Source organism: Neobacillus solisequens, from assembly GCF_051233465.1.
In the GTDB taxonomy this organism is placed as follows: Bacteria; Bacillota; Bacilli; order Bacillales; family Cytobacillaceae; genus Neobacillus.
This window is the reverse complement of the sequence record NZ_JBKFGJ010000013.1, coordinates 45,827-58,276: the sequence shown is the minus strand read 5'-3', so window position 1 is coordinate 58,276 and position 12,450 is coordinate 45,827. Positions and strand designations below refer to the sequence as shown.

Here is a 12,450-nt window from a genome sequence, read left to right as displayed (position 1 = left end):
CTAGGTAGAGGTTGTCAGGAGGAGTTTCGATGAACATGCGTGTGGTTAAATCACTCGTGTTGATTGGCATAGTTGGGTTGTTCAGTTTTTTTGGTTATAGCATGGTGACAAACGGCAAGCACACAGATGTTGGTGATAGAGCGTATAATTTTGAAATGCCCAATTATGATGGTGGAACAACCAAACTATCTGATTACAAGGGCAAAGTAGTAATCTTAAATTATTTTGCAAGCTGGTGCGCCCCATGTAAGGAAGAATTTCCAGAACTGGCTGCCTACCAAAAGGATTATGGCGACAAATACCCTTTACTCATGATCAATCGCGGTGAAACAATTGATCGTATAAAAAAAGAATCCGAGAATAATAAGGATGGAATGACTTATTTATTTGATTATAATGCCAAGGTGTCCAAAAAATTTAATGTTACTGGCCAGCCTGAAACATTTGTAATTGATAAGCAGGGGGTCATCAGAGAACATTATAATGGACCAGTAACGGAAATGCAGATTTACAAATGGGTAAAAAAATATGATTAGTAATAAAGACTAAAAAAAGGGAATGAACCTTCATCACGGGTTCATTCCCTTTTTTATTGGGTCGCTCTATAGTGAAACTCTGCCAAAATACTGGCCTTCACCTGAATTTGACCGGGCTCTATTTGGGTGGAGGAGATCCCTTTTACCATTGTTTCCGGTTGACGGAATGGAGATTGGAAACTTGCACCAGACTCAATGATGGATACTGGCGTCGGGTTTAACATGACATGTAAAGTTTTAGCAACTGTATTGGCTTTTTCAATCGCATTATTGATTGCCAAAACTAATGCTCTTTGATAGTAGGCTTCTTTGTTTTTTACGGTAAATTGCACATTTGAAATATAATTTACACCATTCTTGACAGATTGATCAATCACTTTTCCTATCATGTTTAAATCTTCAAAGATTACTTTTAAAATATGGGTCACTTTGTAACCACGAAATATTTGTTTCCCTTGATCGTAGTCATAATCTGTTTCAATTCGATAATCAAAGGTTTGAATATGGTTTTTTTGAATCCCCGATGATGTAAGGGCCTGAATCACTTTAGCTGTCTCTTGAGAATTTTGTTCCTGGGCAGTGATTAGTTCTTTACTTTCTGTAATAACCCCTAAATTAACGGAGGCAGAATCCGGTTGGACCATCAATTCTCCTTCTCCGTTTACTTTCAAATCAAATGGTTTTTCCGGGGGTTTATTTTTTTGCGGCTGCTGATATGGATACATTCTTTCCCCACCTTTATCGTGTAATCCATATATAAATATGCTTTAGCCTATAAAAAGTACCTTTCCGATTTTCTATTAAAAGGGGAAAAAATAGATTGAGAGATAAATTTGGAAGATTTGCCAGATTTGAAAGTCATATTGTGTCCAAGCATGAATACATTTTAATTAATGAGACGAGCAAAAAGGGAGATAGCTAATTATGGAAACAATCCTGAACTTTTTACCTAAAAAGATTGTATCACTCCTGCATCAGATCCCTCCTGCCCAAATCGAAGCACTGGAAGAAATACGGATCCGGATTGGACGACCTATCGAATTAACGATGAGAGGAGCCCCCCACTTTCTAACCAATATAGTTGAACCTGAAGATGCTTTTCAATTGATGAATAAAATAAGCCATCATTCTATTTATGCACTGGAAGAGGAATTAAAGCGAGGGTATATAACGGTATCGGGAGGACATCGAATTGGCTTGGCCGGAAAAGTAATTCTTGAGGATGGGAAGGTCAAAGCGATCACAGATATATCGTCTTTTAATATAAGAATTGCCAGGGAAAAGGTAGGAATTGCTGATTCCATTCTCCCCTTTCTATTCGAAGGGAAATGGAAGAACACGATGATTATTGGACCGCCGCAGACAGGAAAAACAACGTTGCTGCGTGATATTGCCAGATTTATTTCAACTGGAAGCGTTCAACTGGGCATCCCAGCATGTAAAGTAGGAATTGTTGATGAACGAAGCGAAATTGCAGGCTGTGTGAATGGAATTCCACAAATGACGTTTGGCAATCGTGTAGATGTCCTCGATGCCTGTCCAAAGGCGGAGGGAATGATGATGTTAATTCGCTCTATGAGCCCGGATGTATTAATTGTTGATGAGATCGGGCGAATGGAGGATGCGGCTGCGATTCAAGAAGCTGTGCACGCCGGGATACAATTAATGATGACCACGCATGGCAGCAGTTTGGAAGAGATAAAGTGTCGGCCAACGTTAAAGGAAATTCTTAGCCAGGGAATTTTTCAGCGGTTTGTCGTTTTAAGCAGAAAAACAGGTCCTGGGACGATTACCCACATTCTCGATGAAATGGGTAAAGACATGAACGTAAAAGTGAGTGTGACATAAATGGTTAAACTGATTGGAGCGATTTTTATTATCGTTGCGACAACTGTAACAGGATTTGAGGCAGCTAAACATTTAAGTGAGCGGCCACGGCAGCTCAGGGCACTGCGGTCTGCTCTGCAATCCTTAGAAGCCGAGATTATGTATGGACATACCCCCTTGCACGAAGCTTCAAGGCGTTTAGCAGCTCAGTTGACAAAGCCTCTGTCCCACTTTTTTGAAACATTTGCAAAGAAATTAGCTGATACGGAAACTACGGTAAAAGAAGCATGGGAGTCAAGTTTAAAAGAGGTATGGAAGTCAACCGCACTAAAACAAGGGGAATTTGAAATTATGAAGCAGTTTGGGGAGACCCTTGGCCGGCATGATCGCTTGTCCCAGCAAAAACACATTATGCTGACTCTATCTCATTTGGAAAGAGAGGAGGCAGACGCCATTCAGGCGCAGGCAAAATATGAAAAAATGGTAAAGAGTCTGGGATTCCTGTCGGGCCTATTACTGATTATTTTATTATTTTAGGGGGAAAAGCAATGGGTTTAGAAGTAGACATCATTTTTAAAATCGCCGGAGTGGGGATTGTCGTTGCCTTTTTGCATACAGTACTCGATCAGGTTGGCAAAAAGGAATATGCCCAGTGGGTTACCCTGTTTGGCTTTATTTACATCCTGTTTCAAGTTGCTTCGATTGTTGACGATTTATTCCAAAAAATAAAATCTGTCTTTTTGTTCCAATAGAAAGGAGGGCTCTACGATTGAAATCATTAAAATAGTCGGAATCGCTCTCGTAGCCACCTTTCTCGCTTTAATTATTAAAGAGCAAAAACCAAATTTTGCCTTCTTGTTAATTGTGTTCGTGGGCTGTACAATCTTTCTTTTCTTAGTAGATAAAATATACGAAATTATTAATATGCTCGAAAGGCTGGCAGTTAATGCCAAGGTGAATTTAGTTTATGTTGAGACCATTCTTAAAATCATCGGCATAGCTTATATTGCGGAATTTGCTGTACAAATTACGAAGGATGCAGGTCAAGGTGCAATTGCCTCAAAAATTGAATTGGCAGGTAAAGTAATCATTTTAGCGATGGCGATACCGATCTTGACCGTGCTCATTGAAACCATTATTAATCTCATTCCAAGCTAGCCAAGGCAGTTTCTTTTTAAAAGAAGAGGTGTGTTAAATGAAGCAAAAGCTGCAGTTGATTCCTATTACCATCCTTTTATTCTATTTTTTTCTGATTCCACAAGTCCAAGCTGCCCAGGAGCCTCAAGAAACGTCAAAACCTCTTTCACCGCAGGAAATGGTAGATTCTCAGCTAGAAACATTGGATTTAACTGAACTGAAGCAATTTTGGGAAGACATTACAGAGAAATATGGTGGATACCTTCCTGAAAGTCAAAAGGGGAGCCTATATGATTTTATCAAAGGTGAAAAAAAATTCTCCCTTAAACAATGGGGGCTGGGATTTCTAAAGTTCATCTTTCATGAATTTGTCGCAAATGGCAAATTGCTAGGATCTTTAATCATGTTGGCGGTATTCAGCATGTTCCTGCAATCTATGCAAAATGCTTTTGAAAAGAGCAATATTAGTAAGGTTGCCTATGCCATTGTCTATATGGTTCTCGTTATTTTAGCACTAAACAGTTTTCATATCGCCATCAGTTATACAAATGAGGCCATTGGGACGATGATTTCCTTTGTGCTTGCATTAATCCCGTTGCTGCTGGCATTAATAGCTGCCTCAGGTGGACTGGTATCAGCAGCATTTTTTCACCCCGTCATTTTGTTTTTAATGAATGTAAGCGGGATCTTCATGCAATATATTATTCTTCCACTGCTATTTTTGGCTACACTGCTTAGCATTGTCAGTACAATGTCTGAGCAATATAAAGTTACCCAATTAGCCCAGTTGCTCAGAAATTGGAGTATCGGACTAATGGGGCTGTTCCTGACAGTATTTTTAGGAGTAATTTCAGTACAGGGAGCATCTGCCGCTGTGACAGATGGCATAACCATTCGAACTGCTAAATTTATTACTGGTAATTTTATACCAGTAATTGGGAGAATGTTTACCGATGCGACAGATACGGTGGTTAGTGCTTCAGTGTTATTAAAAAATTCAGTGGGAATTGCCGGCGTTGCCATTCTGCTGATTATCGTTGCCTTTCCTGCTTTTAAAATTCTGATGATCTCCTTTATTTACAAGTTTGCAGCTGCCATTCTCCAGCCATTGGGAGGAGGGCCCATTATTAAATGTCTAGATATTATCAGTAAGAGTGTCATTTATGTGTTTGCTGCGTTAGGAATCGTATCTTTGATGTTCTTTTTAAGTATTACCGTTATTGTGGCTGCAGGAAATTTGACTATGATGATGCGATAGGGGGGATCTACGTTGGAGTTCTTAAAAGAATGGGTAACGAATATCATCCTATTTATCTTGCTAGCTACTGTTATAGATATGCTTATTCCTAATTCCAGCATGCAAAAATATACCAAAATGGTAACAGGATTACTCTTAATCGCTATAATTCTAACCCCGTTATTTAAATTAATCTCCAAGGATTTTGAAACAACCCTGGCCTCTATTCCTTCCTACCAAACTCCTGGAGAAAAAAATCTAAAAAATTCTATAGATTTAAAGAAAAAAGAAATACAAGCCTCTCAAGATGCATATATTTTAGAAGAAATGGCTGTCCAACTGAAAAAGGACGTGAAAGAGGAGTTGATGGAACAATACGGATTGGAGATCGCAAGAATTGACGTTCAAACAAACGAAGCAAGTGACCAAGCTTTCCCGAAAAACCTCCAAAAGGTAATGGTTCTTCTGAAACAGCCAGAATCAGGTGAGAAGACAGTCGAAGCGGTAAAACCTATAGAAATAAACACTGATACACCTCTTCCTTCTAAAAAACCAACAGAAGAAACTGAAAAAATTGCTGCATTTCTTTCGAAAAAATGGAATGTAACCAAAGGAACAATCGAAGTTTCCGTAGAAGGGGGGATCTCAAAAGAAAATGGATAATAATCGTGGACCATTATCTTGGCTTAAAAAGCAGCTGAAAAACGATGGGAAGTCAGATAAAAAGCCGGGAAAATATCAGTATATGCTATTGGTTTTATGTGTTGGAGCAGCATTTATGCTTGTCGGAAATATCCTCTTCAAGAATGACACCAGTACTGCCAATTTACCTGCCGCAACGAATCAAAAAGCAGCAGCAGAGGATGTTCCTACCTTTGGCCTCAGCAAAAGTTCAGGAAACAAGGATATAGCTGAATATGAAGAAAAATACGAAAAGCGGCTTACAAAAGCACTGCAGGAAATTCTTGGGGTTGATGATGTCACCGTGGTTGTAACGATTGATTCATCAGATAAAAAAGTGCTGGAAAAAAATAAATCAGTCAAATCGCAAACAACAGAAGAAGCAGATCGTGAGGGCGGTCAAAGAAAAGTTCAAGAATCATCTTCTGATGAGACGCTGGTCATCATCAGAAATGGTGATAAAGAAGTTCCAATTGTCGTCGAAACCAAGAAGCCTGCGATCCGTGGTGTCATGGTAGTAGCCAAAGGAGCAGATAATATCCAGGTGAAAAAATGGATTGTTGAAGCAGTAACAAGAGCATTAGGAGTACCTAGCTATCGAGTTGGCGTATTTCCGAAAAAATAAAGGGGGATTTTATCATGCTATTGAAAAAACAAACGGTTTGGTTATTAACAATGTTAAGTTTAGTAGTAGTCCTATCAGTCTACTATATCACCTCACCCGAGCAAAAAAATGCTGATTTGGCAACAGTTGAACAAAAGGCAAAAACTGAGACGGCTAAAAACACACAAAAAACAAAATCAGAAGCCAAAAATGGAAAAACGGTGGTATCTACCATTGCCGGGGATGCTCAATTCGAAGAACTTCGCATGAAACTTGAGGATTCTCGCAGCGAGTTAAAGGAAGAATTGACAGCAACGATGGCTTCGACAGATCTACCCGCAGATGAGCGGATGAAAGCAAAAGACCAAATGCAAAAATTAAACGAAACAGCCCAAAAGGAAGAACTTCTTGAAACGATGATTAAAACCATGGGATACGAAGATGCACTAGTACGAGCAGATGGAGCAAAGGTTAGTGTTACTGTCAAGTCCAAAAATAAACCATCTCCATCAGAAGCAAATAAAATCATTCAAGAAGTTAAAAAAGAAATTGGCGAAACAAACTTTGTTGCTGTTACCTTCCAAGCGGCAAAATAACAAAGGAGGAAAGCATTGGCTTTCCTTTTTTTTATGGAGAGTTGTTTTTTTACAGAATTTAATGACAATTACAAAATTTACATTTTGCATAAAAAATATTACTATAAAATAAGAACTCAGTGCCAAAAACACCTGATTCCCAAATTTAGATGATTGAACTTAGACAAGGTATTATCGTATAGTATTAGTATCTAGTAATAATTTTAATAGCACAAGGGGTGTAAACAATGTTAAAGGTTCAAGAAATACGCGAACTTATTAAATTGGTAGATCAATCAAGCATTGATGAATTTGTATATGAAAACGAAGGTTCAAAAATCAAAATGAAAAAGAGTGGTGCTGTGACTACTGCAACTGTCCAGCCTGTCATTCAGGCAGTTCAGCCGATGGCAGCTCAGGCTCCAGTCATGCCTGTTTCAACACCTGCTACTCATGTAGCGGAAGTTAAGCAAGAAACCACACAACCTGTTGAAGTTGCAGCAGTTGAGACAACGGAAACAGACCTACATAAGATCACTTCACCAATGGTAGGAACTTTCTATGCATCTTCAAGTCCAGATGCAGATGTATACGTAAAAGCAGGCTCGAAGGTAACAAAGGATTCCATCGTTTGTATTGTGGAAGCAATGAAGTTATTTAACGAAATAGAGGCTGAAGTGAATGGAGAAATTGTTGAAGTTCTCGCGAAAAATGGGCAATTAGTAGAATATGGACAGCCATTATTTTTAGTAAAGCCTGAATAAGGAGCGTAACCCATGATAAAAAAACTGTTAATTGCGAACAGAGGAGAAATAGCAGTCCGGATCATTCGTGCATGTCGCGAAATGGGAATTGAATCCGTCGCTGTCTATTCCGAAGCAGACCGTGAAGCCCTTCACGTTCAGTTAGCTGATGAAGCTTACTGTATTGGTCCTACTTCATCCAAGGACAGCTATTTAAACGTGACCAATATAATAAGTGTCGCAAAATTGACGGGCTGTGATGCCATTCATCCGGGATATGGATTTTTAGCCGAAAATGCTGATTTTGCTGAGCTATGCCGAGAATGCAATATTACTTTTGTGGGTCCAAGCCCTGAAGCAATCACCAAGATGGGCACAAAGGACATTGCAAGAGAAACCATGAGAGAAGCTGGTGTACCGATTGTTCCGGGTTCAACCGGTATTATCAACGATGTTGACGAAGCATTAGAACTGGCAGAACGTATTCAATTTCCTGTTATTATTAAAGCAACGGCAGGAGGTGGCGGTAAAGGAATCCGAGTTGCCAGAAATGAGCAGGAATTAATCAAAGGGATTAATATCACCCAACAAGAGGCATTAACTGCTTTTGGAAACCCAGGCGTGTACATTGAAAAATATATTGAAGATTTTCGTCATGTCGAGATTCAAGTCTTGGGAGATAATTATGGAAACACTATTCATTTGGGCGAGCGGGATTGTTCGATCCAGCGCCGACTGCAAAAGTTGCTTGAGGAAACCCCTTCACCAGCATTAGATGGCGAAATTAGGGCAGAAATGGGAAATGCAGCAGTAAAAGCTGCAAAAGCAGTTGATTATTCAGGTGCAGGAACGGTAGAATTTATATATGATTATCGCAATCGCAAATTTTACTTTATGGAAATGAATACAAGAATACAAGTGGAACATCCTGTAACGGAACTAGTGACCGGAATTGATCTGATTAAAGAACAAATCCGAGTTGCAAACGGTGAAAAATTATCGTTGTCACAAGCGGATGTAACATTTAACGGATGGGCAATTGAATGCAGAATCAATGCTGAAAATCCGGAAAAGAATTTTCTTCCTTCCGCAGGTAAAATTAATATGTATTTACCGCCGGGAGGTTTAGGAGTTCGTGTTGATTCTGCTGCCTATCCAGGGTATAGCATTCCACCTTACTATGATTCCATGATTGCGAAAATTATCACATATGGAAGCACAAGGGATGAAGCGATTGCCAGAATGAAACGCGCCTTAAGCGAATTTGTAGTGGAAGGAATCCATACAACTATTCCATTCCATCTAAAGCTCCTTGAGCATGAAAAGTTTGTAGAAGGACAATTTAATACCAAATTCCTTGAGCTATATGATGTGATGAAGTCTGTCTAAAATCTGGAGGTGTTTTAGTTGAGCGAGTATAATATCCTGGAGATGGAGCAAGAAAATAACGGTCTAGGGAAGATTGAAATTGCACCTGAAGTGATTGAAGTAATCGCAGGAATCGCTGCATCTGAGGTGGAAGGTGTCGCCAGTATGCGCGGCAATTTCGCTGCTGGTGTTGTTGAACGTCTTGGCAAAAAGAATCACGGTAAGGGTGTAAAGGTTGAACTTACAGAGACGGGCATAAAAATTGATGTTTACTGTTTAATGAAATTTGGAATCTCTATTCCAAGTGTTGCCGGTAAAATTCAAGAAAATATTCGTCAAGCGTTGTTAAATATGACTGCTCTTGAAGCCGAAGAAGTGAACATTCACGTTGTGGGCGTTCAATTTGAAACTCAGAAACAAGAAGCCTTAATAGAAGAAGAAGTATAACCAAGAGAAACCAAAGGAAGCGCTATCCTTTGGTTTTTCTTTTTTTAAGGCTGTGTTAAAGAAAACTGTTGATTTTATACCCTGTTGATTGGAGCGAAGTGCCTGGAGCGGAAATCAACAGAGCCTTTTTGAAAGGAAAGTTAAAATAAAATCAGGTATACATGTGCGAATCTAAAATAGATATGCTATTATCTTTTTATGTGTCTATCCATTACAATTAGATTAATACTATAGGATGTATAATATTTAGACCAAAATTTCTTAAAACCTCTAAAGGAGTTAAAGTTATAATGAAAAGAAGAACAGCTAGGGAAAAGGCTTTACAAGCACTTTTTCAAATTGATGTAAGTGATAGCGACCCTAAGTCAGCTATTGAGTATGTATTAGAAGAGGAGGCCAGTGACGAGTATTTGTCAAAGCTTGTTAATGGGGTGTATGAACATAAAACGGAAATCGACAAGCTGCTGACTGAAAATCTCGAAAAATGGTCACTAGAAAGATTGGCAACGGTTGACCGCAACATTCTTAGAATGTCAGTTTATGAATTACAATTTTTAAGTACGGAAGTTCCGGGTAATGTTGTCCTTGACGAAGCTATTGAAATTGCAAAAATCTATGGAGATGACCAGTCAAGCAAATTTATCAATGGTGTCCTTTCTAAAATTAAACAAAACCTTTAAAACACAGTTTACGGAAATTTTTACTTTAAAAGGGGAGAGTTGAAAATGACCGCAGTTATTATTAGTGGAAAAGAAATTGCCGACAAAAAAAGACAAGAGATTGCAGAGGAAGTAAAAAGCTTAAAGGAAAATGGGATCGTTCCGGGGTTGGCAGTTGTCCTAGTTGGGGATAACCATGCTTCTCGTACATATGTAAAAAACAAAGAAAAGGCCTGCAAAGAATTGGGTATGTATTCCGTTTTAATTGAATTACCAGAGGAAACCTCAGAAGGCGAACTACTTGACAAAATTCATGAATTGAATAATGATAAACAAATTCATGGCATTTTGGTTCAATTACCGATACCTAAGCATATTGATGAAACGAAAGTCATAGAATCCATTTCACCTGATAAAGATGTGGATGGTTTTCATCCTATTAATATTGGCAGAATGATGACCGGACAAAATGCCTTTTTACCTTGCACCCCTTTTGGAATTATGGTAATGCTTGAAGAGGCAGGGATTTCGGTTGCTGGTAAAGATGTTGTTGTGGTCGGAAGAAGCAATATCGTAGGCAAACCAGTTGGTCAATTATTATTGAATCAGCATGCAACAGTTACGTATTGTCACTCCAAAACAAAGGATTTAAAGTTTCATACAAGACAAGCCGATATCCTTGTAGCTGCAGTCGGGATCGCTAATTTTATTACAGCTGACCATATTAAAGAAGGCGCTGTTGTTATCGATGTTGGCATTAACCGTAATGAAGCTGGAAAACTTTGTGGTGATGTCGCATTTGATGAAGTGAGTGAAGTAGCAGGGTATATTACACCTGTTCCCAAAGGAGTGGGCCCGATGACCATTACCATGCTTATGTATAATACCTTAAAATCTGCCCGTGAAAGTGCAGAAAGATCATAATTAGGATTGTCCTTATCTATTATTTTAAATAGTTCCTTTTTGTTCATTTACAGACAAAAATAGGAATGAACTTTATAATAGATAAGGACAGTTTTTATGTTCTAGAGCTCGAAATAAAGGAGTATCCCTATGCAGAAGGAAAGATACTTAACTGTACATGCGTTAACAAAATACATAAAAAGAAAATTTGATGCCGACCCGCATTTGCATGATGTCCATGTAAGAGGAGAAATTTCAAATTTTAAACAGCACTCCAGTGGACATATGTATTTTACCTTAAAGGATGAAAAAGCCCGAATCCTAGCAGTCATGTTTTCAAGTCATTCGCGAGCCATGAAGTTTGCACCGGAAAACGGAATGAAGGTAATTGTAAAAGGCGATATTACAGTCTACGAATCAAGTGGGCAATATCAAATATATATTAAAGAAATGCAGCCTGATGGAATTGGTGAGTTATTTTTGGCCTATGAGCAGCTAAAGCAAAGGCTTGCTGAGGAAGGATTATTTGCTCCCGAAGTCAAAAAAAGGCTGCCGTTATATCCAGGAACAGTTGGTGTTATCACCTCTCCTACTGGTGCCGCCATCAGGGACATTATTACAACTTTAAAAAGACGATATCCCATTGCTAATATTTTGGTTTTCCCAGCACTTGTACAAGGTGACAATGCTGCGCCTTCGATTGTCAAGGCAATAGAAAGGGCCAATCATTTGAAGGAAATTGATGTATTAATTGTGGGGCGTGGAGGAGGCTCTATTGAAGAATTATGGGCATTTAATGAGGAGATGGTCGCCAGGGCCATTTTTCAATCGAAAATCCCCATCATTTCGGCTGTAGGTCATGAGACAGATTTTACAATTGCGGACTTTGTGGCAGATCTTCGTGCCCCGACCCCAACAGGTGCTGCGGAAATGGCTGTTCCACATATTGAAGAACTTATGCACAGAGTATTACAGCAGCAAAGTCGCCTTATGAGGGCCATGCAAGAACAGCTGCGTTTTGAAAAAGAACGATTTAATCGAGTTCAAAAATCCTATGCTTTTCGATATCCCCATATGCTGTACGAACAAAAGCTTGAACAGGTTGATAAAGTAACAGAAAGGCTGGTTCGCGGCACAACAAGATTAGTAAGTATAAAAAAGGAACAGCAGGATGGATTGGTAAAGCGATTACAGCGAAACCACCCTAATTCAGCATTAAAAGATGCTAAGATCCTGTTCGAACGTACACAAAAAGATTTAGAGCGAAATATCCAGCAAATTTTATTAAAAAAGCAAACTGACTTTGAGCGTATGATTGCTACTTTGCAGGCCTTGAGTCCCTTAAAAATCATGGAGCGCGGCTATAGCTTAGCCTATACAGAGGATGATCGGATTATAAAGAGCGTTCATCAGATAAAAGAAGCGGATACCGTTCAGGTTCAATTATCAGATGGCAGTCTTTACTGTAAAGTGGAAACCATAAAGGAGAGAGATAATCGTGGAGAATGAGAAAAATTTAACCTTTGAAGAGGCCATGACCAAGCTGGAGCAGATTGTTGATAAGCTTGAAGAAGGTGATGTCCCTTTAGAAAAAGCGATCCTGTTTTATAAAGAGGGAATGGAGTTATCAAAACTTTGTCATGATAAATTGAAAAGTGTAGAAGTACAATTAACCCAAATTATTACGGAGGACGGACGCACCGAGAGTTTTACTATAGATGAGGAGGAATAGA

The 12,450-nt window shown here is 39.0% G+C and carries 17 protein-coding genes; 16 read left to right on the top strand and 1 reads right to left on the bottom strand.

Annotation, left to right across the window (positions count from 1 at the left end; genetic code table 11):
* The first annotated feature begins 29 nt into the window (after positions 1–29).
* Positions 30–536, top strand: coding sequence for a TlpA family protein disulfide reductase (locus ACI3K6_RS14020; protein ID WP_335476238.1), 507 nt, complete (start codon positions 30–32; stop codon positions 534–536).
* A gap of 53 nt (positions 537–589) precedes the next feature.
* Here ACI3K6_RS14020 and ACI3K6_RS14015 read toward each other — a convergent pair whose 3' ends face one another.
* Positions 590–1,261: an SIMPL domain-containing protein gene (locus ACI3K6_RS14015; RefSeq protein ID WP_435555316.1), complete on the bottom strand. Its 672-nt coding sequence runs from the start codon at positions 1,259–1,261 to the stop codon at positions 590–592.
* Between the two features lie 199 nt (positions 1,262–1,460).
* On the opposite strand from ACI3K6_RS14015, the gene spoIIIAA reads away from it, so the two are divergent.
* The 15 genes from spoIIIAA to ACI3K6_RS13940 all read left to right on the top strand — a co-directional run bounded on the left by spoIIIAA (position 1,461) and on the right by ACI3K6_RS13940 (position 12,449).
* Positions 1,461–2,384, top strand: a complete 924-nt coding sequence (gene spoIIIAA, locus ACI3K6_RS14010) for a stage III sporulation protein AA (protein ID WP_435555315.1) — start codon at positions 1,461–1,463, stop codon at positions 2,382–2,384.
* The gene (gene spoIIIAB, locus ACI3K6_RS14005; protein WP_335476234.1) at positions 2,385–2,900 is read left to right on the top strand and encodes a stage III sporulation protein SpoIIIAB; all 516 of its coding nucleotides are present in this window, start codon (positions 2,385–2,387) and stop codon (positions 2,898–2,900) included. It begins immediately after the preceding gene.
* A gap of 11 nt (positions 2,901–2,911) precedes the next feature.
* A complete protein-coding gene (gene spoIIIAC, locus ACI3K6_RS14000; protein ID WP_007084610.1) occupies positions 2,912–3,115 on the top strand; it encodes a stage III sporulation protein AC in 204 nt (67 codons plus the stop codon).
* A gap of 16 nt (positions 3,116–3,131) precedes the next feature.
* Positions 3,132–3,521 (top strand): stage III sporulation protein AD, encoded by a 390-nt coding sequence (spoIIIAD, locus tag ACI3K6_RS13995; RefSeq protein WP_335476346.1) that lies wholly within the window; start codon positions 3,132–3,134, stop codon positions 3,519–3,521.
* Positions 3,522–3,558: 37 nt separating this feature from the next.
* Positions 3,559–4,758: a stage III sporulation protein AE gene (gene spoIIIAE / locus ACI3K6_RS13990; RefSeq protein WP_435555314.1), complete on the top strand. Its 1,200-nt coding sequence runs from the start codon at positions 3,559–3,561 to the stop codon at positions 4,756–4,758.
* A gap of 12 nt (positions 4,759–4,770) precedes the next feature.
* Entirely contained in the window at positions 4,771–5,400 is a 630-nt protein-coding gene (gene spoIIIAF / locus ACI3K6_RS13985; protein ID WP_435555313.1) for a stage III sporulation protein AF, read from the top strand.
* Positions 5,393–6,043 (top strand): stage III sporulation protein AG, encoded by a 651-nt coding sequence (gene spoIIIAG / locus ACI3K6_RS13980; protein ID WP_435555312.1) that lies wholly within the window; start codon positions 5,393–5,395, stop codon positions 6,041–6,043. The genes spoIIIAF and spoIIIAG overlap by 8 nt, the downstream gene beginning before the upstream one ends.
* A gap of 14 nt (positions 6,044–6,057) precedes the next feature.
* A complete protein-coding gene (locus ACI3K6_RS13975; protein ID WP_335476226.1) occupies positions 6,058–6,618 on the top strand; it encodes a SpoIIIAH-like family protein in 561 nt (186 codons plus the stop codon).
* 227 nt (positions 6,619–6,845) lie between these two features.
* Positions 6,846–7,361, top strand: coding sequence for an acetyl-CoA carboxylase biotin carboxyl carrier protein (gene accB, locus ACI3K6_RS13970; RefSeq protein WP_435555311.1), 516 nt, complete (start codon positions 6,846–6,848; stop codon positions 7,359–7,361).
* Between the two features lie 12 nt (positions 7,362–7,373).
* Positions 7,374–8,729 carry an acetyl-CoA carboxylase biotin carboxylase subunit gene (gene accC, locus ACI3K6_RS13965; protein WP_335476222.1) on the top strand — a complete coding sequence of 452 codons (1,356 nt, stop codon included), beginning with the start codon at positions 7,374–7,376 and terminating at the stop codon, positions 8,727–8,729.
* A gap of 18 nt (positions 8,730–8,747) precedes the next feature.
* The gene (locus ACI3K6_RS13960) at positions 8,748–9,155 is read left to right on the top strand and encodes an Asp23/Gls24 family envelope stress response protein (protein WP_435555310.1); all 408 of its coding nucleotides are present in this window, start codon (positions 8,748–8,750) and stop codon (positions 9,153–9,155) included.
* A gap of 290 nt (positions 9,156–9,445) precedes the next feature.
* Positions 9,446–9,835 carry a transcription antitermination factor NusB gene (nusB, locus tag ACI3K6_RS13955; protein ID WP_435555309.1) on the top strand — a complete coding sequence of 130 codons (390 nt, stop codon included), beginning with the start codon at positions 9,446–9,448 and terminating at the stop codon, positions 9,833–9,835.
* 45 nt (positions 9,836–9,880) lie between these two features.
* Positions 9,881–10,738, top strand: coding sequence for a bifunctional methylenetetrahydrofolate dehydrogenase/methenyltetrahydrofolate cyclohydrolase FolD (gene folD / locus ACI3K6_RS13950; protein WP_435555308.1), 858 nt, complete (start codon positions 9,881–9,883; stop codon positions 10,736–10,738).
* Between the two features lie 129 nt (positions 10,739–10,867).
* Positions 10,868–12,226, top strand: coding sequence for an exodeoxyribonuclease VII large subunit (gene xseA / locus ACI3K6_RS13945; RefSeq protein WP_435555307.1), 1,359 nt, complete (start codon positions 10,868–10,870; stop codon positions 12,224–12,226).
* Complete coding sequence (locus tag ACI3K6_RS13940; RefSeq protein ID WP_435555306.1) at positions 12,216–12,449, top strand: exodeoxyribonuclease VII small subunit; 234 nt, start codon at positions 12,216–12,218, stop codon at positions 12,447–12,449. The genes xseA and ACI3K6_RS13940 overlap by 11 nt, the downstream gene beginning before the upstream one ends.
* Position 12,450: the final 1 nt, after the last annotated feature.